Here is a 22,366-nt window from a genome sequence, read left to right as displayed (position 1 = left end):
CGGCGTAGACTTCCCGACCCGTGAGGATCCTCGTCACCGGCGGAGCCGGATTCATCGGGTCGGAGTACGTTCGCCTGTTGCTGGGCAAGCCCCTCGGCAGTGCCGACGGCGTGCCGCCACTGGAGCCGACGGTCGTGACCGTGCTCGACAAACTGACCTACTCGGGCAACCGGGCCAACCTCGACCCCGTCCGCGACGACCCGCGGCTGCGGTTCGTGCAGGGCGACATCTGCGACCCGGTCGTCGTCGACGAGGTCGTCGCCGACCACGACGTGATCGTGCACTTCGCCGCCGAATCACACGTCGACCGCTCCATCGCCGGCGCCGCGCCGTTCGTCACCACCAACGTGCTGGGCACCCAGACCCTCCTCGACGCCGCGCTGCGCCACCACACCAGCCGCTTCGTGCACGTCTCCACCGACGAGGTCTACGGCTCCATCGACGAAGGCTCCTGGACCGAAACCTGGCCCCTGGCCCCGAACTCCCCCTACTCGGCGTCCAAGGCCGGCTCCGACCTGCTCGCCCTGGCCTATCACCGCACCCACGGCATGGACGTCGTCGTCACCCGCTGCTCCAACAACTACGGCCCCTACCAGTACCCCGAGAAGGTCATCCCGCTGTTCGTCAGCAACCTCCTCGACGGCGCCACGGTCCCCCTCTACGGCGACGGCGGCAACATCCGCGACTGGCTACACGTCCACGACCACTGCCGCGGCATCGCCCTGGTCCAACAGAAGGGCCGCGCCGGCGAGGTCTACAACATCGGCGGCGGCACCGAACTGACCAACAAAGAACTCACCGGCCTGCTCCTGGACGCCTGCGGCGCCGGCTGGGACCGCGTCGTCCCGGTCACCGACCGCAAGGGCCACGACCGCCGCTACTCCCTCGACATCACCAAGATCCACCAGGAGCTCGGCTACAGCCCCAGCATCACCCTCGAGAAGGGCCTCGCCGACACCGTCGCCTGGTACCGCGACAACCGCGCCTGGTGGGAACCGCTGAAGTCGGCACCCACCGCATGATCTGACAGCGCCGGGGGTGGTGCCGACGGGTTACGGAACCGTCGGCACCACCCCCGGCGCTGTCTCGATCTGCTCAGCGACCGCCGGCGCGGAAGACCTCCGAGACCGTGCGGAGCACCACCTTGACGTCCAACCACAGCGACCAGTTCTCGATGTAGTAGTTGTCGAACCGGGCCCGGTCGGAGATCGGAGTGTCGCCGCGCAGGCCGCTGACCTGCGCGAGCCCGGTGAGCCCGACAGGAACGCGGTGACGTGACGCGTAGTTCGGGTATTCGGCCGAGAACTTCTCCACGAAGTACGGCCGCTCCGGCCGCGGCCCGACGACGCTCATGTCGCCGCGCAGGATGTTCCACAGCTGGGGCAGCTCGTCCAGCGACGTCCGGCGCATGAACCGGCCGATCGGGCCGACCCGCCGGTCGTTCGCGATGGACCAGTTGGTCTGGGACTCCTGCTCGTTCACGGGACGCATCGAACGGAACTTGATGACCTTGAACGGCTTGCCGTACCGGCCGATCCGCTCCTGGTAGAAGAAGATGCCGCGGCCACCGTCGATGAATGTGGCGATGGTGCAGAGCAGCAGCACCGGGCTCAACAGGATGAGAGCGATCGCCGCGAACAGGATGTCGGACGCCCGCTTGATGGCCCAGCGCGGGCCGGACAGCGTGATGTCGCCGATCTTGACGATCGGGAACGCGCCGATGTGGTCGGGGTAGCCGCTGTGCGAGCGCGAGCCCCACAGGCGGGGCACGGCCCAGAGGTCACAGCGCGAGCTGCGGGGCTGGAGCAGGGTCTCCATCAGGGTCAACTCGTGGCAGTCCGGGTCGGCGATGATCAGGACTTCGCACTCCGACAGCCGGACCAGGTGTTCCAGGTCGGTCAACGTCCCGCTCAACTGGAGCACCCCGTTGTCCTGGCGTGACGGAGCGTCGACACAACCCACGAACCGCAGACCGTACTGCGGGTAGCGGCGCAGCAACCGGGCGAGTTCGACACCGATCGGCCCGCCGCCGACGATGATCGCGTTGTGTTCCGCCCACCGACGCTTGCGGGACAGGACGGTGAACGCCCTGCTGGCCGCCCGCCCGAGGATCACGAGCATCGCCGACAGCGCGACGCCCCGCATGAATCCACCCACGTACGCCACCGAGGCGTGCCGCTCGGCCGCGATGATGGCCACCACCGAGGCGGCGGCCAGCAGCCGCCCACTGAGACTCGGCAACTCGTCGAGGATGCTCACGTGCCGACGCGGCCGGTAGAGACCGCCGACGGCGAAGAGGAACACCGTCAGCACGGCGTTGGCGATGGTCCCGCGCCAGTAGCTCTGGCTCAGTGCCAGCGGAGCGAGCAGCGCCACGACGTCCACCGGTGCGACCATCATCCACGCCCGTAGCCACCGCGTCCGCGACGACGTGCGGGACCTGGCGTACGGCAGGACGGCGGTGGTGCCGAGGCCGGGCACCTCGGGCGCGGCCTCCGGCTCCCGGGACTGCGGAACGGGTGGGGCGCCGCCACCGTAGAGGCGGGCCCCGTCACCCGGCATGTCGAGTTGTCCGCCACCGTACGGGGGCGTGGACGTATGGCTGGTCGCCGGCTGGCCTGACACTTGTGGACCTCCCCGTGAAAGCCCTCGGTCACGCGTCCAGACCAGAAGGGCGACCGAACTCTACGATCGGCCGAGGCGCGCCACCATGGCCGGCAAGACAGATCCCGCTCCTACTTTGCGGCGGACAGGATCTCCGGAACGTTGTCGTTGCGGACCGCTTTGAAGACCTGTGCGGCCTTCTCCTTGTCGACCAGGACCACGCTCTCGGTGCCCATCTGGCCGGTCCCCTTCGTGGGGCAGGTGAGGAACGTCAGATTGCCGCTGCGCAGGTCGCGCATCTCGGACGCGAGGTCCAGCAGGTTGAGCTTCTTGTCCACGGCGACAGAGTCGGCCGTCGCCTTGACGAACGAGTTGAGTTTGGCCGGGTTGGCCAGGGTGCCGCCGGATGCCGCCTTGTCCAGGATCGCCTTGATGACCTGCTGCTGGTGCCGGATCCGGGCGAAGTCGCCGTCGGCGAAGGCATGGCGCTCGCGTGCGTAGTCGAGCGCGGCCGCCCCGTCCATCTTCTGCTTGCCGGCGTTGAACGTGCGGCTGCCGTTCAGCGCGTAGAGCGTGGTGAAGCCCTTCTCCACCTCGATGTTGATGCCGCCCAGAGCGTCCACGATCTCCTTGAAGCCACCGAAGTCGACGATCGTCACGTGGTCGATGCGCACGCCGGTGAACTTCTCCACCGTCTGCACCATCAACGGAACGCCACCCCACGCGAACGACGCATTGATCTTCGCGTCGCGACCGCCTCGACCGGTGGACGACTTCGGCACGCTGACCCAGCTGTCCCGGGGGATCGAGATGAGCTGCGCGCTGGAGCGGTCCTTCGGGAGGTGGGCCAGGATGATCGTGTCGGTGCGGGAGCCGGACTCGCTCTCCGGGTCGCGGGAGTCGCTGCCCAGGATCATGATGTTCATCGCGCCCTTGGCCTCGGCCTGCACCTGCGGCCGGTCGGCCTCCGGCACGCCGTCGAAGGCGTCGACACGTTCGATGCCGGAGTTGATGGAGCGGAAGTACAGCCCACCACCGATCATTCCGATGCCGCCGAGCATCGCGATCACCACGAACGTGATCAGGGCGACCTTCTGCCACCGGGGGCGCTTCTTGCGCGCCTTCTTGGTCGGTTCCGATGGCTCCTGCGCCGCGATGAACTGGGTTTCGGGTTCCGCGTACTCCTGGCGATACTGCATGCCGCGATGCTACTGATTGCGGGTTACGCTCACGTGCCCCCGTCTGGGCCGTACGGTTTCACATCCTGACCAAAAAAACTTTTCGCTCAGACGATCGCCTGAACCTGGTATGAAGCAGCGGTGGACGCTACGCAGCTGCGCCGAGCCATCGCCCGTACCCCACTCGCACCCGTCGCCGCGTTTCCCAAGCGGCTCGCCCGGGTCGCCCGCCACGACGCCAAGGTGCTGCGCATCTCGGCCCGGTGGCTGGTCACCTCCCGGGAGCATCACAACTACACGTACGAGCTGACGAAACTCAGCCGTCACCACCTCGCCTGGTTCGTCAGCGTGGTCTGCGACCGCCCGGTCCAGCAGGTCCGGGGTTGGCTCGACGAGATCGAGTCCGACCAGGCGCTGCGCCACCACATCGAACAGACCACCGCCGGCGCGGCCCGCCGTGGTCTCGCCGACAAGAAGGTCCACTACGCCCGGCGCGTCGGCTGGTACGCGATCGTCCGGGCCACCCGCCCCGCGCACATCGTGGAGACCGGCGTCGACAAGGGGTTGGGCACCTGCGTCCTGGCCTCCGCCCTGCTGCGTAACGCACAGGAGGGGCACCCGGGCCGGGTCACCTCGCTGGACATCAACCCCGAGGCCGGCTACCTCGCCGCCAGCGAGCCCTGGTCGGAGGTCGTCGACCTGGTGATCGGCGACTCGATCGCCTCGATCGGCGCACTGGACCGCCCGGTCGACCTGTTCCTGCACGACAGCGACCACAGCCGTGCCCACGAGAAGCGCGAGTTCGACGCGGTGGAGCCGAAGCTCGCCCCCGGCGCGCTCCTGCTCACCGACAACGTCACCAGCACCAACGTGCTCGCCGAGCACGCCGAACGCACCGGCCGCCGGTTCCTCGCCTACCGGGAGAGCCCCGCCAACCACTGGTACCCGGGCGACGGCATCGGCGTGGCATGGTGACCGGGTGCGGCTGACCTCGATTCACACGTACCCCGTCAAGGGTTGTCACCGGCTCGACCACGACGGCGCGTTCGTGCAGCCGTGGGGCCTGGCCGGCGACCGGCGGTGGATGGTCGTGAACGCCGACGGCGTCGGCGTCACCCAGCGCGACACCACAAGGCTGGTCGGCCTGCGCGCCACCGTGCATGACGGCGGTCTGACACTGCGCGCCGACGGGCAGCCCGACCTCGACGTGCCCGAACCGAGCGGCGGCGAACCGGTCCCGGTGCGAACCTTCCGCAGCCGCACGTTCCCGGTCCCGGCACTGGCGGCCGGCCCGGCGGCCGACGACTGGCTCGGCGCGCTGCTCGGCCGGCCGGTCCGGCTGGTCTGGCTTGCCCAACCCACCCGCCACCTGGCCGCCGGGACCCGGGAACACGACACCGGCGACCAGGTCACCTTCGCCGACGCCTACCCGCTGCTGCTGGCGAACACCGCCTCCCTCGACGCCCTGAACGACTGGCTCGCCGAGGCGGGGGAGGAACCGGTGCCGATGACCCGGTTCCGGCCCAACCTGGTGGTAGACGGGGCTCCGCCCTGGGCCGAGGACGACTGGGTGGGCCGGTCGCTGCGCATCGGCGACCTGCGCTTTCGTGCCGCCGGGCCGTGCGACAGGTGCGTGGTGACCACAACCGACCAGGAAACCGGGGTACGCACCAAGGAGCCGTTGCGCACACTCGGACGACACCGCAACGTCAAGCAGAAGCTCCTCTTCGGCCTCAACCTGGTTCCCGTCGACAGTGGACAGTTGACAGTGGGCGACGCCGTCGTGATCGCACCCTGACCGAACCCGCTATCGACACGCGCCGATCACCGTCCGTCGATGCTGTCTTAGCTTTGGCTTAGCCGGCTTGTCCCTCCGCGCCCAGGTCCGGCAACATCGCCGTCGTGACGGACGTCAGCGCGGTCGACATCGACATCGACCTGGACCACGCTCCCCAGGAGCAGCAGGCGTCGTCGTCCCGCTCGATGCCCTGGCTGGTCGCCACCGGCGTCACAGTCGTCGCGGCGGCACTCGGACTCACCCTGACCCTGCGGTCCGGTTCCGCTCCGGCCTGCGCCGCCGGTCCGGCGCTCGTCGCCGCGCCACCCACCGGCAACGCCACGCACAACGGCAAGGCGACCTTCTACGACTCGAAGGGCGCCGGCGGCAACTGCTCGAACCCGGCGGCCCCCGCCAATCGGCTCTACGTCGCCCTCGGCCCGACCGAATACTCCGCCGGCGCCGCCTGCGGCGGATTCCTCGACGTGACCGGCCCGAAGGGCACTGTCCGTGTGCTGATCATGGATCAGTGCCCCGAGTGCGCACCGGGGCACCTCGACCTGTCCCGCGAGGCGTTCGCCCGGATCGCCGACCCCGTCCAGGGACTCGTCCCGGTCACCTACCGCGCGGTGGTCAACCCGCCGCTGCCGGGACCGCTCACCTTCCGCATGAAGGAGGGCTCGTCGCAGTGGTGGTTCGCCGTCCGCGTAGGAAACCACGGCAACCCGTTGCGGTCCGTCGAGGTCCGGCAGGGTGACAGTGGCGCGTGGCGGTCCGCCGCCCGGCAGGACTACAACTACTGGCTGATCGCCTCCGGCGCCGGGCCCGGTCCGTTCACCATCCGCGTCAGCGACGTGTACGGCAACCGGGTCACCGTCGGCGGTATCCGGATGGCACCAGGTCAGGTGCAGAACAGCACGGTCCGGATGTACGGACGCGGCGCCGTCGCGGCCACGCCGCGCGCCTCCGCGTCGCCCCGCCCACCCGGAAACCGGCCCACCGTCACGCCGACACCGGCCCGCCAGCCGGTCGAGGTGGCGAAGGCGAGCGCCTCGACCACCGGCACGCCGACCGCCCAGCCAGCTGCGGCGAACGCCCGCAGGTGCGGCTGACCGAGCCCGCCCGCCCCCGCCCCCCGCCCCCCGCCCGCGCCCGCCGCCCCGTCACCAAGATCCGCGCAACTTCCCGGATGTTGCTGCTTCCGGACGGCGGGAGACAGCAACATCCCTGATGTTGCGCGGATCTTGGTGACGGGCACCCGGCCGGGTGCTACTGCCGTTGCGGCGCCAGGTCCAGCCACATCAGGATCTCGTCCCGGTCGTCGTCGGGTGCCACCCGCAACGCGCCCGGCAGGCGGCCGATCTCCCGGTAGCCGAGACGGTCGTAGAACTTGTCCAACCCCAGCCCGTCGCGCACCGTGACGTGCAACGCCTCGTGGCCGAACTCCCGGCCCAACCGGGCCGCCTCGGTCATCAGCGCCGAGCCGTAGCCGGTGCCCTGGGTGCCCGGGTGGACCATCACCCGCTTCAGGACACACCAGTGCGCCTTGAGCGGGAAGCGGTTGTCACCGAAGACCAGCATCGCCACGAGTCGGTCGCCCGAATACGCCACCAACAGCCGGTCCGGCCCGTCGGCGATCCCGGCGAACGTCGGATCGGCGAGCACGTGGACGTCGGCTGCCGTGACCGGCGGCACGAAGCCGACAGCGCCGCCGGCGTTGCTGACGTCCGCCCAGAGGTCGACGATCTCGGCGCGCAGTCGCGGGGTCAGGTCGGGGTCGAGGACGAAGCGCAAACTCACGCCCGCCATCCTGACCCGACGACCAGGCCCGCGACCCACGACAGTGACGCGCCCGACAAGTTGTCGCCTGTCGGGCTGCGCCACCTTGCCGGGCCAGTATCGAGGTAGGGCCGACGGGATTCGAACCCGCACTGGTGCGGACCTAAACCGCATGCCTCCTGCCGTTGGGCTACGGCCCCTTGAAGCTGAACTCCACCAGCATCCACGGCCACTCCTGCCGAGGCAGTGGCCTGCCTATCGGGAAGCCGGTCGGAGTAACCGCATCAGGATCGTAGACCACATCCGGCTCGACGCGAGCAGGCCGCCGTTGACCAGCGAAGGTCGCGGTCTGGCTGTGACAGTTCGGGCAGAGGAGCCGAAGGTTCGGTGGCCGGTTGTCGAGGAAGTCCCCGTTGATGTGGTCGACGTGCAAAATGAGTGCCGCACCTCGCCAAATCGGCCCTGTCCCGCAGCCTTCGCACCGGTCGGGAACGCCGAGGGTGCTCAGCGCCCACTTCAAGCGAAAGCCGGGCGTCCTACGCGACCCGTCCGGCAGCACGACCAGAAGTTGAGCGGCCGTGGTGCGCCGCTTGCCCCGCTGTCCTTTGGTGTGGGCACTGCCGGTGAAATGTGAGGTGTCGATGCCGAACCTTTGAGCTGCCGGCTGATGTGCGCGTGTGAACCACCGCTGACGCGTACGCCGAGCAGGCGCATCACCTCGGTGATGTTGCGCGCGGCGGCCGCAGCGGCGGCAAGCGCCTCAGGCGTGTATTTGTATCGGACCGCTCGCCGAAAGTAGTGGCCGGGTGTGACAACTCAGTCCAGGCCGAGGTCGCGGCGGAGCTTGGCGACGTGGCCGGTGGCCTTGACGTTGTAGAGCGCGCGCTCGATCTTGCCGTCGGCGTCGATCACGAACGTGGAGCGGATCACGCCGGTGACGGTCTTGCCGTACGACTGCTTCTCGCCGTACGCGCCGTAGGCGGTCAACACCGACCGGTCCTGGTCCGACACGAGCGGGAAGGTGATCGCGTCGCGCTCGCGGAACTTCGCCAGCTTCTCCGGCTTGTCCGGGGAGATGCCGACGACCTCGTAGCCGGCGGCCTGGAGCGAGGCGAGCGAGTCGCGGAAGTCGCAGGCCTGCTTGGTGCAGCCGGGGGTCATCGCGGCCGGGTAGGCGTACAGGATGACCCTGCGGCCTCGCAGGTCGGTGAGGGAGAGCTGGTCGCCGGTGTCGGTGGCGAGGGTGAACTCGGGTGCGGGGTCGCCGGGGGAGAGGCGGTCGGGCGCGGTCATGGCCCGACCATACCGCCGAGGTGGGACGTGCTGTCGCCACCGGTGCGCCTGAGCTGCGCGTCCGTCACCTGCCGTAAAGGTGATCATCACCTCGCGTTGTTGCCAGACTATGGCAACAACGATGCCTGGGAAATAGGCTGACCCACGCTGGCCCGCTCGGGCTTGCTGACGAGTGGGGAGGTCGCGTGGAGACACTGGCGATGCACATCTCGAACGGGATCATCAATGGTCCCGTCGCAGCGATCTTCGCTGCGCTCGCACTGGCCGGGCTGACCGCCTGCGTTCTGCGCGGCCGGCGTGACCTGGACGACCGGCTGGCCCCGATGGCCGGCCTGGTGGCGGCGTTCATCTTCGCCGTCCAGATGCTCAACTTCCCGATCTTCACGGCCGGCGTGAGTGGCCACCTGCTCGGTGGCGCGCTCGCCGCCATGCTCGTCGGCCCGTGGGTCGGCGCACTCTGCGTGTCAGTGGTGCTGATCGTGCAGGCGCTGGTCTTCGGCGACGGCGGCGTGGCGATGCTCGGCCTGAACATCACCAACATGGCGCTGCTCGGCACCGCCGCGGCGTACCTGCTGATCGCCCTGCTCCTGCGGGTGCTGCCCCGGACACGCGCCGGTCTGGCGGTGACCGCGTTCGTCGCCGCGATGCTCAGCGTGGTGGTCGCCTCCCAGGGCTTCGTCGTGCAGTACTGGTTGGGCGGCACCACCGACCTGGGCGGCAACCTGGCCGGCCTGGCCGGCACGATGGCCGGAACCCACCTGCTCATCGGCATCGGCGAGGGCCTGATCACCGCGACCACGGTGCTCACCGTCGCGAAGGTGCGACCCGACCTGGTGTACGCGCTGCGCTCCCTGCGTACCCCCGCCACCCCCGCCGTCCCGGTCTCCGGAGGTGTCCGATGAAGAACCGTTCCTGGGCCTTCCTGGCCGGCGGCCTGCTGGTCGCCCTGCTGCTCGCCGGCGTGGTCAGCAACTACGCGTCGTCCCACCCGGACGGGTTGGACTCCTCACTGCTGAAGGGCTGCACTGTCGACGCCGACGACACCATCGTCGGCGGCAGCTGCCCGGCCCAGCAGGCGAAGGACCACGAGCTGGGGGACAGCCCGCTCGCCGACTACGGCGTGCGCGGCATCGAGAACAGCTTCGTCTCCACCGGCCTGTCCGGGGTGCTCGGTGTCCTGGTCACCTTCACGGTCGGCGCCGGCGGCTTCTGGCTGCTGCGTCGCCGGGGCGGCACGCCGACCGACCCGGACGAGACGACGACCGCCGGGGGCGAGCCCGCGACGTCCGACGACGACGCCCGACGCCGCGCCGACGCGGCCAGCTGAACGAAGGAGTACGCGGAGATGGGTGCCGGTCACGGGCATGTGCTGTACCGCGAGTCCAACTCGCCGGTGCACCGGCTCCCGCCCGAGGTCAAGATCGCGGCGATGGTGGTCTTCACCATCGCCGTGGTGGCCACCCCACGCGAGGCGTTCTGGGCCTTCGGCGCGTACGCGGTGCTGGTGGCGGTCGTGGCGGCGTTGGCCCGGGTCGGGCCGCGGTGGTTGCTCAGCCGGGCGCTGATCGAGGTGCCGTTCGTGCTGTTCGCCATCGCGCTGCCGTTCCTCGGCAGCGGTGACCGGGTCGAGGTGCTGGGTCTGCGGCTGTCCGAGGACGGGCTGCACGGGGCGTGGAACATCCTGGCCAAGGGCACCCTGGGCGTGCTCGCCTCACTGCTGCTCGCGGCGACCACCACCACCCGGGACCTGATCGTGGGACTCGACCGGCTGCACTGCCCGCAGGTGCTCACCCAGATCGCCACGTTCATGCTGCGCTACCTGGACGTGCTGGTCGGCGAGGCGCGGCGGATGCGGGTGGCCCGGATGTCCCGGGGTGACGACCCGCGCTTCCTGTGGCAGTTGCGCGGCTTCGCCGCCGGGATCGGGGCGCTGTTCCTGCGCGCCTTCGAGCGCGGCGAGCGCGTCTATCTGGCGATGCTGTCCCGGGGCTACAACGGGCGGATGCCTGTCGTGTGGCAGGGCGAGGGCGCGGCGAGCGTCGGTCAGTGGTTGGTGGCGGCGACCGTGCCGGTGCTTGCGGCCTCCATCGCCGCCACCGCCGTCGTGCTGTCATGATCGGTGTCGTGCAGACCGCTGTCTCGCTGGACGTTCGTGGCGTCCGGTACGCGTACCCGGACGGGCACGTCGCCCTGCACGGGGTGGACCTGACCGTGCCGCGCGGGGATCGGGTGGCGCTGCTCGGGCCCAACGGTGCCGGCAAGACCACGTTGGTGCTGCACCTCAACGGCATCCTCACCCCGGCCGAGGGCAGTGTGAGCGTCGGCGGGCTGACCGTCACGCCGGATCGGGCCACCCTGGCCGAGGTGCGTCGCCGGGTGGGCATCGTCTTCCAGGACCCGGACGACCAGTTGTTCCTGCCCACTGTGGCGGAGGACGTGGCGTTCGGCCCGGCGAACCTGGGCCTGCGCGGGGCGGAGTTGACCGCCCGGGTGGACGAGGCGCTCGCCGCGGTGGGGATGGGTGAGCACCGGGACCGGTCGCCGCAGCACCTCTCGTTCGGGCAGCGCCGCCGGGTGGCGGTGGCCACCGTGCTCGCCATGCACCCGGAGATCCTGGTGCTCGACGAACCGTCCTCGAACCTGGACCCGGCGGCCCGCCGTGAGCTGGCCGAGATCCTGCGCGACCTGCCGGTGACCCTGTTGATGGTCACGCACGACCTGCCGTACGCGGCGGAGCTGTGCGAACGTTCGGTGATCCTCGACGGCGGCCGGATCGTCGCCGACGCACCCACCCTGGACCTGCTGACCGACCCGGCCCTGCTGGCCCGTCACCGCCTCGAACTTCCCTACGGCTTCACCCCGCGGCCGTAGCTCCGCGAGCCTCCCGCTCGGCCTCCTCGACGCGCGGCGTACGGGCGGCGGCCCGCGAGGCGGCGTGCAGGCGCAGGGCACCGGCGGCCGTCGCTCCGGCGCCGCTGATCAGCACCGTCGCCACCATGACGCGGGCGATCTCGGGCGACCACGGCACCGGCGCGATGGACCGGGCGAACACGGCGGCGTTCGCCGCGCCGGCGAAGAGCGCCAGGCAGGCCCCGGCCAGCGCCACCGGGAAGTCGGCGGCCGTGCGGCGGGCCACCGCGTACCACCCGGCGGCGATCGCGCCGAGCCCGGTGAACAACGACCAGATCTGCCCGGACAGCAGCCCGAGCACCACCCCGCCGACACCCTGGGCGCCGGCGTCCAACTCCCGTCCCACCGGGTACACCACGGCGACCGCGCCGCCGACGACCAGCAACGCACCGAGCGCGGACAGCGCTCGGCCGCCGGCCGCCGAGGCGGCGGCGACCAGACCGAGCGCCCCCACCGCGAGCAGGCCCACGATGGTCACCGTCCACCAGGTGTACGCGTCCGGCGGCGGCACCCAGTCGAGTGTGCCACCGATCACCACCGGGTCCGCGCCGTCGCGCAGCGGGACCGTCCAGTCCCGCACCCGGTGTTCGCGGTCGGGCGCGGCGCGTACCGCCGCCGGGGGTCCGGACTCCTGCCACAGCGCCCGCTGGTCGTGCCAGCGCACTGTGGGCCTGTCGGCGACCCGCCGCCAGGACGGCGGTGCGGCTGGATCGGCCTCCGCCGGCAGCGCGGTGTCCCCGGCCAGGGTGCGGTTCAGGTAGGTGGCGGGGGAGCGGCTGTTCTCGAACACCCCGTCCGGGCCGACCCGCAGGTACGGCTCGCCGGAGTAGCCGATCACCTCGACGGCACGGCCGGTGCGGTTGGTCAGCTCCAGTCGGGCGCCCGCTTCGACGACGCGTACCTCCAGCCCGGGCCGCGCCGGCGCGACCCCGGTGGTCGTGGTCCGGTAGTTGGTGCCGTCCGGGGCGTCCGCGCCGTGCGCGGCGGCGGGCGCCGCCGTGAGCACCGTGGCCGCGCCGGCTGCGGCGACGACCACCGCGGCGCGGGTCAGCAGGGTACGGATCACTTGCCGGCCGCTGCCACGGCTGCGCTGAGGCCCTGCGGGCTGCGGTCTTCGAGCGGCTGGCCGTTGACCAGGATCGTCGGCGTGCCGGTGACGTTGCTCCGGCTGGCCTCGTCGGTGACGTGCTCGGTCCACGTCCGGTACGTGCCGTCCTTGACGCAACCGGCGAACGAACCCCGGTCGAGGCCCACCCCGACGCCGATGTCGATCAGCTCGTCGTTGTCGAGACCGGCGCTGCCCTCCGGCGGCTGCTTGGCGAAGAGCGCCGACGCGTACTCCCGGAACTTGCCGCCGGCCGCCGCGCAGCCGGAGGCGGCCGAGGAGCGGCTGGAGTACTCGGTGGTGGAGAAGCGGTTGAGGTACGCCACCGGGTGGTAGACGACCTTCGCCTTGTTCTCGCTGGCCAACTGCGTGAGCGTCGCCCCGCTGCTCTGCTCGAACTGGTTGCAGGCCGGGCAGAGGAAGTCCTCGTAGACGTCGACGGTGACCGGGCCGCCGCCGGTGACGATGCCGGTGCCGTCGGCGTTCGCGCCGGGCGGGGTGGTGAAGGTGTCCGAGCGCTGGCTGGACCAGATGGCCCATCCGGCGACTCCGGCGATGACCAGGACGACGACCGCGGCGGCGGAGACCCAGATCGTGCGCCGACGCCGCCGCTCGCGGGCGAGCTGCTCGCGGACCACCCGGGCGGCGTCCCGCTGCCCCTTGCGACTACTCATCCTCGTCCTCCACAACGGGCTCGCCGGCCAACCACCCGTCCACCGACACCGGCGTACGCGGCCAGATCAGCAGAAATCCGGCCAATACCAAGAATCCCAGGTCCCGGAGGATCTCCGGGAGATAACTGGGGGCCTGTCCCTCGGCCAACTGCCCGCCACTGCCGAAGCAGCCGCAGTCGATGGCCAGCCCGCGCGCCCAGGCCGAGGCGATCCCCACGATGAAGACCACCAGCAGCGCGGCGGACACCCCGGCGACGAGCCGGGTGGCCAGCCCCACCAGCAGCAGCACGCCCAGCGCCAGTTCGACGAAGGGCAGGGCCGCGCCGATCACCGTCGCCACGTCGTACGGCATCACCTGGTACGCGTTGACAGCTCGCCCGGACGCGGCCAGGTCACCGACCTTCGACGCGCCGGCGACGAGCCAGACGGCGGCGAGGCCGAGCCGGGCCGCCGTGGCGAGCCAGGGCCGGAGCACCGGCCAACGGCCGGGAGGTGCAGTCACGCTCATTTGTCGTTCCGTCTCCGCCGGAAGTTCCGGGATCAGCCGGCCAGGGCGTCGCCGACCGCCTCGACCAGCTCGTCGCGGGCCCGGGCCACCCGGGACCGGATGGTGCCCACCGGCACCCCCTCGACGGCTGCCGCCTCGGCGTAGGACAGGCCGAGCAGTTGGGTGAGCACGAACGCGGAGCGTCGCTCGGCGCTGAGTCGGCGGACCAGGTCGGTGGCGCCGAGCTGCCCGGACGGGTCCGGGTGCGGACGGTCGGTGTACGCGTTCGCCGTCAGGCGCTCGTCGAGCCGGCGGCGACGGATCACCGTGCGCAGGTGGTCGGCGCAAGCCCGACGCGCGATGCCGAGCAGCCAGGTGCGGGCGCTGGAGCGGCCCTCGAACGCGGGCAGCGCCCGGAACGCGCGCAGGTACGTCTCCTGGGTCAGGTCGTCGGCGCTGTCCGGATCGATCAGGGCGGCGGCGAAACGCCAGACCTCGGCCTGGGTCAGCCGGACGAACGCGGCCTGGGCGGTCGGATCGCCGTGTCGCGCGGTCAGTGCCCACTCGGTGGCCTGGTCCCGGGCGACGTCGTCGGCCGGCTCGGCCGGACCGGCGGAACCGGTGTCACGCGGGACGGGGATCACGACAAACCACGATACGCGTCGCTCGGCTGAGCGTTAGGGTCCTTCGGCCCGTGGATGGTCTGCGCCACGTCGGGAACTTTTCCCCTACCCGGGCCGACTACCTCCTCATGACACGCGATCCCTCACGCGCGGCGCTGGCGGCTGAGCAGAGTTGAGCCCTCTGTCCGACTCGGGTCGCCGAGATCCACACCTGTCGGCGACCATGGCTGGCATGACTGTCGCCCCCCGCCGCTGGCTCGCCCGGCTGGCTGTCGCCGCCGGCCTGCTGGTCACCGTCGGCGCTCTGCTGATCGCGCCGGCCACCTCCGCGAGCGCCCACGCGGTGCTGCAGAGCAGCAGCCCGGCTGCTTCCTCGGTAGTGCCGAGCGGGCCGTCCGAGGTGGTCCTCACGTTCAGCGAGTCGGTCCGGAAGGTGCCCGGCAAGATCAGGATCATCGCTCCGGACGGCTCCCGCGCCGACCGGGGTGAGCCGGCCTTCGACAACACCGTCGTGACGATCCCGGTGTCCCCGGATGCCGGCCGTGGCACCTACCTGGTCAGCTTCCGGGTGATCTCCGCCGACAGCCACCCGGTGTCCGGCGCGTTCACCTACTCGGTGGGTGCGCCGTCGACGCCGCCGGCCGACTCCGGCGGGGACGACAGCCGCGCCGACCCGGTGGTGAGCACCGCCGTGAAGGTGGCCCGGTTCCTCGGCTACGCGGGCCTGGTGCTGCTGGTCGGGCCGGTGTTGGTGCTCGCCGCGCTGTGGCCGCAGCGGCTCTCCCGGCGCGGACCGACCCGGCTGGCCTGGACCGGCCTCGGTCTGGTGACCGTCGCGACCCTCGCCGACCTGTGGTTGCAGGTGCCGTATACGGCAGGCGGTGGTCTCTTCGAGGTGTCCGGCGAGGGGTTCGGCACCGTCTTCGGCAGTCCGTTCGGTGCCGCCCACCTGGTCCGGCTCGGTCTGCTGGCGGCCTCCGTCTTCCTGCTCCGGCCGATGCTGGCCCGGCCGGCGGGGCGCACCGACGCGATCATCCTGGCCGTGCTCGGCGTCGCCGCCCTGCTGACCTGGCCGCTGGCCGGGCATCCGGCGGCCTCCCCGGCGCCGGCGGTCTCCGTCGTGGTCGACGCGGTCCACCTCGGCAGCATGGCGGTCTGGCTGGGCGGCCTGCTCATGCTCGCCGTGTTCCTGCTGCGTCAGGCCGACGAGCGGGAGTTGAGCGCGATCCTGCCGATCTGGTCCCGCTGGGCGGCGCTCGCCGTCTCGGCCCTGTTGCTCGGTGGCACCGTCCAGGCGCTGATCGAGGTGGCCACCCCGCAGGCGCTGGTCAGCACCACCTACGGTCGGCTGCTACTGGCCAAGATCGCGCTGTTCGCGGTGGTGATCGGCGTGGCCGCGTACTCCCGGCAGTTGGTGCGCAGCCGGGTCGCGGCGCAGCGCCCCGTCCCGGTCCGTCGGGCGGTCTGGGTGGAGTTGGCAGTCACGGCGGTGGTGCTCGGCCTGTCCGCGACACTGGTGCAGACGCCGCCCGCCCGGACCGCCTCCGCCGAGTCGTCGGACGTCTCGGCTGGCCAGTTCACCACCTCGCTGACCAGCACGCTCTACACGATGCAGGTCGAGTTGAGCCCGGCCGAGCGGGGCAACAACTCGATCCACCTGTATGCGTACAGCAAGGACAACCTGCCGCTGCCGGTCAAGGAGTGGCGGGCGACCGTGGCGCTGCCCTCGGCCGGGATCGAGCCGATCGAGGTCCCGTTGCTGCCGTTGACTGACAACCACGCCTACGGCGACATCAGCCTGCCTGCCGCCGGCGAGTGGCAACTGAAGATCACCGCCCGTACGACCGACATCGACCAGGCCACGGTGACCGCCACCGTGCCCATCCGTTAGAGAGGTCCGCGAAACCCATGACCCGATTCCGGCGTACCGCAACCGCCGCTGCCGCCCTGGCGATCACCGCCGCCGCCACCGCTGTGCTCGGCTTCGCCGGACCGGCGTCCGCCCACGTCACCGTGAACCCGAAGGAGGCGACCCAGGGCGGCTACGCGCGGGTGGCGTTCCGGGTGCCCAACGAGAGCGACACCGCCTCGACCAACAAGCTGGAAGTGGTGCTGCCGGAGAACGCCCCGGTCGGCTCGGTGTCGACGATGCCGGTGCCCGGTTGGACGGTGGCCACCGAGAAGCGCAAGGTGGACCCGCCGATCGAGGTGCACGGCAGCCAGCTCACCGAGGCCGTCTCCAAGATCACCTGGACGGCCACCGGCGACGCGGCGGTGAAGCCGGGGCAGTTCCAGGAGTTCCCCGTCTCGATGGGGCCGCTGCCGAAGGTCGACACGATGGTCTTCAAGGTCCTGCAGACCTACTCGGACGGCAACATCTCGCGGTGGATCGACGACCCGGCGCCGGGCGGCGAGGAGCCGGAGAACCCCGCACCGGTGCTCACCCTGGCCGCCGCCGCGCCGGAGGGTGCGGCCACGCCGACCGCTGCCGCCGTCGCGGCCCCCGATGACGACGATGACGACGAGGGCAACGGCCTCGCTGTCGGCCTCGGCGTGGCGGGTCTCGTCGCCGGCCTGGCCGGCCTGGTGCTGGGCGGTCTGGCCTTCACGCGGACCCGCCGGGAGCCGGTCGCCAAGGCCTGACCCCGCCGCAATTCGCTGGCCCGTCCGGACACCACCGGGCGGGCCGGCGTGTTTGGGGAGCCTTCGTTGATGCGCCCCCGAAGGCGGGTGGCCCTCCGCGCTGCCGACGCGGAGGGCCACCTTCACCGGGGGAGCGGTGCTACCCGAGCGACGCTTGAGGTAGATGAGGCCAGATTAGCGCTGCTCGCGGCTAGTGGACAGACTTGTCCATTTGGCGCGATTTTCCGCCGCGTGTCCCGAACGGATCGGCAGGGCCGCCAGCAGCAGCAGGCTGAGCAGTACGTAGGTGTTCTGCGCGACAAAGTCCGCAGGGTCATGAGTACGGATCACGCCCGCGCCCCATTTTTGGAACGTCACCACGCCGTAGACGATCACGGCGGTGGTGACCAGCGCGAGTGTGGCCGACCACCAGCGCCGACGTGCCTCGTCCGGCCGGTCGGCGCTCAGCGCCGCGTCGACGAGCAGCACCACCGCCGGCACGAACCAGTAGATGTGGTGGGTCCAGGTGATCGGGCTCGCCAATGCCCCCACCAGACCGGTCAGCGTCAGACCTGTCAACGCGTCACCGGCCCGGGCGGCGCGGGTGGCCCGCCACAGGCCGTAGACCGCGACCGCGGCGACCACCAGCAGCCAGAGCAGCCGGTCTGGCTTCTCCGGCGCGGTGAACCTGCTGAGCAGCCCGAACAGCGACTGGTTGCCGACGATGTCGGTGCGTCCGACCCGCTCGGTGGTCCACAGCTCGTGCGTCCAGAACCGCCACGAGTCGCGCGGGGCGATGGCCGCCGCGAGCAGGGTTGCCGCCGCCGCGGTGGCGCTCGCCACTGCCGCGGCCCGCCACCGCCGGGTGGCCAGCAGGTACACGATGAAGATGCCGGGAAAGAGCTTGAGCGCCGTCGCCAGCCCCACACCCACCCCGGCCCAGCGTCGCGCCTGCGGCACGGCGAACAGCAGATCGGCCAGGATCAGCACGACCAGCAGCATGTTGATCTGACCGAAGGTGATCGTCTCGCGGATGCTCTCCACGGCCAGCACCAGCAACACGGCGGCGACCAGTGTGAACGTCCGCGGCAGGCCGTGCCGGGCGATCACCGGCAGCACCAGCCAGCGGGTGGTGAGCACCACGGCCAGCACTGTGAGCACGGTGAAGATCGCCACGGTGGCGCCCAGCCTCAGTAGACCGAACGGCCACAGCAGCAGCGCGCTGAACGGCGGGTAGGTGAAGTACAACTCGCCCTGCACCCGGTCCGGTTGGACGTAGTCGTAGAGCGGGTGTCCGACGCGCCACCAGTCCATGGCGGACATGTAGATCTTGAGGTCGAAGAAGTTGTGCACGAGGCCGGGCAGGTAGAGCGCCGGCAGCACGGCGAGCAGGGCCACCACCGCCACCAGGCGACGGACCGTACGGCCGCCGGGATCGTCGTCAGTGACGGCGGGCGGTGCGACGGGTTCTGCTGGCACCCCGAAACCCTAGCGGGCCGGGCGGCCGGCAGCGCGCAGCCGCGAGGCGTGGGCTGCGCGTAGGCTGTCCCGGTGGCTGATCTCCTTGTCTGGATCGACTGTGAGATGACCGGGTTGGACCTTGGCAGAGACAAACTGATCGAGGTTGCGGCACTGGTCACCGATCCCGACCTCAACGTGCTGGGTGACGGTGTCGACGTGGTGATCCACGCCGACGAGGCGGCGTTGGAGGCGATGCCGGAGATCGTCCAGACGATGCACGCCAAGTCCGGCCTGACCGACGAGGTCCGCCGGTCGGTGGTGACCCTCGCCGAGGCCGAGGACCTGGTGATGGAGTACGTCACCAGCTTCGTCAAGGATCCGCGCACCGCGCCGCTGTGCGGCAACTCGATCGCCACCGACCGGGGCTTCATCGCCCGGGACATGCCCCGCCTCGACGCGCACCTGCACTACCGCATGATCGACGTGTCGTCGATCAAGGAACTCTGCCGTCGTTGGTATCCGCGCGTGTACTTCGGCCAGCCGCAGAAGGGGCTCGCCCACCGGGCGCTGGCCGACATCCGGGAGAGCATCCGGGAGTTGGAGTACTACCGGCGGACGCTTTTCGTCCCGCTGCCCGGCCCGGACGTCGAGACCGCCAAGGCGATCGCCGCCGAGCTCTGACCCCCGCTCGCGCCGAGCGGGGAACCCGCTGGACGTGGCCGGCTGCGGTGCCGCTATTATTGGTCCGCACCCCGCCCGGGGCGATCGACCGGGCGACGGCGGCGTGGTGGCTGTAGCTCAGTTGGCAGAGCACCGGGTTGTGGTCCCGGTTGTCGTGGGTTCAATTCCCATCAGTCACCCAGATGGTTGTGCTGATCAGGCCCCCTCTTCGGAGGGGGCCTGATTCGTTGTAGGGGCGAGGTCGGGGACATACGACGAGAGCCCCCTCCGCGTAAGGGAGAGGGCTCTCGTCGTCGGGCTCAGGCGGTCGGCGTCGCTGACGGGGTCGCGCCGTCCGGGGTCGTCGGGGTGGTGTCCGGGTCGGCCGGAGGCTCGTACGGCAGGGCGCTGCCCTTGACGTACTCGTCCCAGCTCATGTTCCAGTCGGTCCAGCCGTTGCCGTTCTGCAGCTTGCGCTCGGTGCCCTTGACCGTGATCGGGTCACCGATCTGGGTGTTCTTGAACAGCCAGTCGCCGTTGGCCATGGACACGTTCACGCAACCGTGGGAGACGTTCGTGGTGCCCTGCTGACCCTCCGACCAGGGTGCCGCGTGGATGAACTCTCCGCCCCAGGTGAGGCGCTGCGCGAAGTCAATCTTGGTGCGGTAGCCCTCCTCCGGGCCCAGCTCCTCGAACGTGTCGAAGACCGTCTTGCGCAGCTTCTCGATCACAACCATGGTGCCGCTGGACGACGGGGTGCTCTTCTTGCCGAGGCTCACCGGAATGGTCTTGATCACAGAGCCGTTGCGGGTGACGGTCATCCGCTTGGTCTTGTTGTCCACCGTCATGACCACCGCAGGGCCGATCTTGATGTCCACGCTCAGGTCGGCGCGGCCGTACCAACCGTCACCCATCGGCAGACCGCCGGCCTGCACCCGGTAGGAGACCTTGCTGTCGGTCTTCCAGAACTCCTTCGGCCGGTACCGGACCTCGGTGGGGCTGACCCAGTGCCAGATGCCCTCCTGCGCCGGCGTCGACGTCACCGTCATGCGGCGCTGCACGTCGTCCCGGTAGTCCTCCGGGATGCCCCGGCTGAACTTCACGATCAACGGCATGCCGACCCCGACGACCTGGTTGTCACCGAGGAAGCTGGTCACCCGTACCTGGTTGCCCGGCTTGGCCATCGTGGTGAAGGTGCTGGTCGCGGTTGCCGGACGACCGTCGTCGCCGGTGGCGGTCACGGTCGCCGTGTAGGCGGTGCCGTACTCCAGCGCCCCGGCTGGCAGCCACGACTTGCCGTCCGCGGCGAGGGTGCCCTCGACCGCCTTGCCGGCCGCGTCCTTGAGCTCGACGGTGGTCTCCTGGGCGTCCTTCGTGGTGAAGGTGATGCCGGTGGAGGCTGGCACGTCCTTGGCGTCGGCAGCCGGCTCGCTGATGGTCGCGGCCGCTTTCGGCGCCGGGGTCTCACCGCCGCCGTGCCACGAGGATGGCTTGCCGCCGTCGCCGTCGGTGCACGCGGATGTGAAGGCCAGCGCCACGGCGAGGAGCCCTGCCGCGAAGACGCGGCGCCGCCCACCGCCCCTGATCAGTCGATCCTGGCTAGCTCGCATGATTCCCTCACAGTCGTGGTCGCTGCCCCATCGTCTCCTAATGACGCGCCAGAGCCGGCCCCGGTTGCCGAGGGTGAACCGAAACACGCCGTCCATGGTGCCGGATTTTTGCTACTATCCGGCGTTTCGTGAGCGGGATTCGTCTCCGTACCGGGACTAAGGGGTCGCTGCGGCGCCGTCGCGGCGCGGGACTGCAAGAGTACGCGCCGGCCCGGCCATCGGCCGGACCGGCGCATAGACGTGCGGCAACTCAGATAGCCGGACCGGCCCCACCACTGGGTACGGGCAGCGCGCTGCCCTTGACGAACGCCGACCAGCTCAGGCTCCACGCCGTCCAGCCGTTGCCGGCTGCGATCTTGCGCTCGGTGCCCTTGATGGTGATCGGGTCACCGATCCGGGTCTTCTCGAACAGCCACCTGGCGTTGACCATCGACACGTTCACGCAGCCGTGCGAGACGTTCTGCCGTCCCTGCACGTGCTCCGACCAGGGCGCGGCGTGGATGTACTCGCCACCCCAGGTGAGCCGTTGGGCGAACTGGATGTCGGTGACGTAGCGGTTGGCCGGGTCCGGGTCGTCCCGGGTGTCGAAGACCGTGGCCTCCTTCTTCTCCATCACGACCATGGTGCCGCTGGACGACGGGGTGCTCTTCTTGCCCAGGCTCACCGGGATGGTGCGTACCACCGCGCCGTTTTCGTACACCGTCATCTTCTTGTTGGCGTTGTCGACCTTCATCTCGAACGACCGGCCGATCTTCGCGGTGGCCTTGCGGTCCATGTCCCCGTACTTGCCATTGCTCAGCGGCATCCCCGCGATGGCGATCCGCACGGTGATGGTCGTGCCCGGCTTCCAGTACTCCGGGGCCCGGTAGTAGGCCTGCGTGCCGTTGTCGACCCAGTGCCACGCTCCCGGCTGCGGCGGGTCGGTGCGGACGAACATCCGCTTCTGCACCGCCGCCCGGTCCTTCTTCGGGATGCCCGGGTGGAACTCGGTGACCACCGGCATGGCCACCCCGTAGCTCTTGTCGTCGAAGAGGTACAGGCCGGAGCCGATCGTCGACTTGGGCTTCGCCATCGTGGTGAAGCTGCTGGTGCCCTGGCTGCTCGTGCCGTCGGACCCGCTCGCCGTCAGTGTGGCGGTGTAGCGGGTGCCCCACTTCAGCGGAGTGGACGGCACCCAGGCGGAACCGTCGGTGCGCAGCTTGCCCTCTACCGTGCCGCCACCGTCCGCGGTGAGGGTGACAGCGGACACCTTCCCGCCGTCCGGGAGCTTCGCGCTGATCTCCGTGCTCACCGGCCGGTTCTTCGTGCCGTCGGCCGGGCTCAGGGTGAGCGTCGGCCCGCTCGGTGTGCTCGGCGTGTTCGGGTCCGGACTCGCCGACGAACCCGGCGCGGCGCCCGGGTCGGCCGCCGACGTCCCGCCGACGAATGCCGGCTTCTTCTGCTCGTCGCCACACCCGGTCAGTGCCAGCGACGCCGCCAGAGTCAGAGCGCCCACCACCGCTCCGGCTCGCGTGAACCGTGCCATGCCCACCTCTGTTCTCGCGTACCTGGCGGACATCGTGCCGCATCGACGCCGCAACCTA

General features: G+C 70.5%; 22 protein-coding genes and 2 tRNA genes. 12 read left to right on the top strand and 12 right to left on the bottom strand.

What is annotated here, in order from left to right; genetic code table 11:
• Nucleotides 1-20: 20 nt before the first annotated feature.
• On the top strand, nt 21-1,022 hold the full coding sequence (gene rfbB, locus FHU34_RS28400) for a dTDP-glucose 4,6-dehydratase (RefSeq protein ID WP_145785250.1): 1,002 nt from the start codon (nt 21-23) through the stop codon (nt 1,020-1,022).
• A gap of 73 nt (nt 1,023-1,095) precedes the next feature.
• Here the strand turns inward: rfbB and FHU34_RS28395 are convergent, their stop codons facing one another.
• Both FHU34_RS28395 and FHU34_RS28390 read right to left on the bottom strand, forming a co-directional pair.
• On the bottom strand, nt 1,096-2,562 hold the full coding sequence (locus FHU34_RS28395) for a sugar transferase (protein WP_244311864.1): 1,467 nt from the start codon (nt 2,560-2,562) through the stop codon (nt 1,096-1,098).
• 173 nt (nt 2,563-2,735) lie between these two features.
• A complete protein-coding gene (locus FHU34_RS28390; RefSeq protein ID WP_145785249.1) occupies nt 2,736-3,803 on the bottom strand; it encodes an LCP family protein in 1,068 nt (355 codons plus the stop codon).
• Nucleotides 3,804-3,923: 120 nt separating this feature from the next.
• Between FHU34_RS28390 and FHU34_RS28385 the strand changes: the two genes are divergently transcribed.
• The 3 genes from FHU34_RS28385 (at nt 3,924) to FHU34_RS28375 (ending at nt 6,671) form a co-directional block, all read left to right on the top strand.
• The gene (locus FHU34_RS28385) at nt 3,924-4,757 is read left to right on the top strand and encodes a class I SAM-dependent methyltransferase (RefSeq protein WP_145785248.1); all 834 of its coding nucleotides are present in this window, start codon (nt 3,924-3,926) and stop codon (nt 4,755-4,757) included.
• Between the two features lie 4 nt (nt 4,758-4,761).
• Nucleotides 4,762-5,580, top strand: coding sequence for an MOSC domain-containing protein (locus FHU34_RS28380; protein WP_145785247.1), 819 nt, complete (start codon nt 4,762-4,764; stop codon nt 5,578-5,580).
• 104 nt (nt 5,581-5,684) lie between these two features.
• On the top strand, nt 5,685-6,671 hold the full coding sequence (locus FHU34_RS28375) for an expansin EXLX1 family cellulose-binding protein (protein ID WP_244311863.1): 987 nt from the start codon (nt 5,685-5,687) through the stop codon (nt 6,669-6,671).
• Between the two features lie 157 nt (nt 6,672-6,828).
• Here the strand turns inward: FHU34_RS28375 and FHU34_RS28370 are convergent, their stop codons facing one another.
• The 3 genes from FHU34_RS28370 to bcp form a co-directional block, all read right to left on the bottom strand.
• Nucleotides 6,829-7,359, bottom strand: a complete 531-nt coding sequence (locus FHU34_RS28370; RefSeq protein WP_145785246.1) for a GNAT family N-acetyltransferase — start codon at nt 7,357-7,359, stop codon at nt 6,829-6,831.
• A 105-nt stretch (nt 7,360-7,464) separates the two neighbouring features.
• Nucleotides 7,465-7,538: transfer RNA gene (locus tag FHU34_RS28365), tRNA-Leu, on the bottom strand.
• 616 nt (nt 7,539-8,154) lie between these two features.
• Nucleotides 8,155-8,631 carry a thioredoxin-dependent thiol peroxidase gene (gene bcp, locus FHU34_RS28355; RefSeq protein WP_145785245.1) on the bottom strand — a complete coding sequence of 159 codons (477 nt, stop codon included), beginning with the start codon at nt 8,629-8,631 and terminating at the stop codon, nt 8,155-8,157.
• Between the two features lie 185 nt (nt 8,632-8,816).
• Here bcp and FHU34_RS28350 point away from each other — a divergent pair, with 185 nt between their 5' ends.
• From FHU34_RS28350 to FHU34_RS28335, 4 genes are read left to right on the top strand one after another with little or no spacing between them, the layout of a single operon-like run.
• Entirely contained in the window at nt 8,817-9,533 is a 717-nt protein-coding gene (locus tag FHU34_RS28350) for an energy-coupling factor ABC transporter permease (protein WP_145785244.1), read from the top strand.
• A complete protein-coding gene (locus FHU34_RS28345) occupies nt 9,530-9,958 on the top strand; it encodes a PDGLE domain-containing protein (RefSeq protein ID WP_145785243.1) in 429 nt (142 codons plus the stop codon). The genes FHU34_RS28350 and FHU34_RS28345 overlap by 4 nt, the downstream gene beginning before the upstream one ends.
• A gap of 18 nt (nt 9,959-9,976) precedes the next feature.
• On the top strand, nt 9,977-10,747 hold the full coding sequence (gene cbiQ / locus FHU34_RS28340) for a cobalt ECF transporter T component CbiQ (protein WP_145785242.1): 771 nt from the start codon (nt 9,977-9,979) through the stop codon (nt 10,745-10,747).
• Nucleotides 10,744-11,502 (top strand): energy-coupling factor ABC transporter ATP-binding protein, encoded by a 759-nt coding sequence (locus FHU34_RS28335; RefSeq protein ID WP_145785241.1) that lies wholly within the window; start codon nt 10,744-10,746, stop codon nt 11,500-11,502. Before cbiQ ends, FHU34_RS28335 begins: the two co-directional genes overlap by 4 nt.
• Here the strand turns inward: FHU34_RS28335 and FHU34_RS28330 are convergent.
• The 4 genes from FHU34_RS28330 to FHU34_RS28315 are packed head-to-tail and all read right to left on the bottom strand — an operon-like array spanning nt 11,486 to nt 14,451.
• On the bottom strand, nt 11,486-12,607 hold the full coding sequence (locus FHU34_RS28330; RefSeq protein WP_244311862.1) for a hypothetical protein: 1,122 nt from the start codon (nt 12,605-12,607) through the stop codon (nt 11,486-11,488). The genes FHU34_RS28335 and FHU34_RS28330 overlap by 17 nt on opposite strands.
• Nucleotides 12,604-13,320, bottom strand: a complete 717-nt coding sequence (locus FHU34_RS28325) for a DsbA family protein (RefSeq protein ID WP_145785240.1) — start codon at nt 13,318-13,320, stop codon at nt 12,604-12,606. The genes FHU34_RS28330 and FHU34_RS28325 overlap by 4 nt, the downstream gene beginning before the upstream one ends.
• Nucleotides 13,313-13,828 carry a MauE/DoxX family redox-associated membrane protein gene (locus FHU34_RS28320; protein ID WP_145785239.1) on the bottom strand — a complete coding sequence of 172 codons (516 nt, stop codon included), beginning with the start codon at nt 13,826-13,828 and terminating at the stop codon, nt 13,313-13,315. Before FHU34_RS28320 ends, FHU34_RS28325 begins: the two co-directional genes overlap by 8 nt.
• 32 nt (nt 13,829-13,860) lie before the next feature.
• The gene (locus FHU34_RS28315) at nt 13,861-14,451 is read right to left on the bottom strand and encodes a sigma-70 family RNA polymerase sigma factor (RefSeq protein WP_145785238.1); all 591 of its coding nucleotides are present in this window, start codon (nt 14,449-14,451) and stop codon (nt 13,861-13,863) included.
• 202 nt (nt 14,452-14,653) lie between these two features.
• Between FHU34_RS28315 and FHU34_RS28310 the strand changes: the two genes are divergently transcribed.
• Both FHU34_RS28310 and FHU34_RS28305 read left to right on the top strand, forming a co-directional pair.
• The gene (locus tag FHU34_RS28310) at nt 14,654-16,321 is read left to right on the top strand and encodes a copper resistance CopC/CopD family protein (RefSeq protein WP_145785237.1); all 1,668 of its coding nucleotides are present in this window, start codon (nt 14,654-14,656) and stop codon (nt 16,319-16,321) included.
• Between the two features lie 17 nt (nt 16,322-16,338).
• On the top strand, nt 16,339-17,073 hold the full coding sequence (locus tag FHU34_RS28305; protein WP_145785236.1) for a YcnI family copper-binding membrane protein: 735 nt from the start codon (nt 16,339-16,341) through the stop codon (nt 17,071-17,073).
• A gap of 174 nt (nt 17,074-17,247) precedes the next feature.
• Here FHU34_RS28305 and FHU34_RS28300 read toward each other — a convergent pair whose 3' ends face one another.
• Nucleotides 17,248-18,531, bottom strand: coding sequence for a glycosyltransferase 87 family protein (locus tag FHU34_RS28300; protein ID WP_145785235.1), 1,284 nt, complete (start codon nt 18,529-18,531; stop codon nt 17,248-17,250).
• A gap of 72 nt (nt 18,532-18,603) precedes the next feature.
• On the opposite strand from FHU34_RS28300, the gene orn reads away from it, so the two are divergent.
• Nucleotides 18,604-19,194, top strand: coding sequence for an oligoribonuclease (gene orn, locus FHU34_RS28295; RefSeq protein ID WP_145785234.1), 591 nt, complete (start codon nt 18,604-18,606; stop codon nt 19,192-19,194).
• Between the two features lie 106 nt (nt 19,195-19,300).
• A tRNA-His gene (locus FHU34_RS28290) sits at nt 19,301-19,373 on the top strand.
• A gap of 120 nt (nt 19,374-19,493) precedes the next feature.
• On the opposite strand, the gene FHU34_RS28285 is transcribed toward FHU34_RS28290, so the two are convergent.
• Nucleotides 19,494-20,783: a L,D-transpeptidase gene (locus FHU34_RS28285; protein WP_145785233.1), complete on the bottom strand. Its 1,290-nt coding sequence runs from the start codon at nt 20,781-20,783 to the stop codon at nt 19,494-19,496.
• A gap of 250 nt (nt 20,784-21,033) precedes the next feature.
• Complete coding sequence (locus tag FHU34_RS28280) at nt 21,034-22,308, bottom strand: L,D-transpeptidase (protein WP_145785232.1); 1,275 nt, start codon at nt 22,306-22,308, stop codon at nt 21,034-21,036.
• Between the last annotated feature and the right edge of the window lie 58 nt (nt 22,309-22,366).

It is taken from the genome of Micromonospora taraxaci, assembly GCF_007830095.1.
GTDB lineage: Bacteria > Actinomycetota > Actinomycetes > Mycobacteriales > Micromonosporaceae > Micromonospora > Micromonospora taraxaci.
Note: the sequence above shows the minus strand (reverse complement) of the source record. Positions and strands in the feature narration are given on the sequence as shown.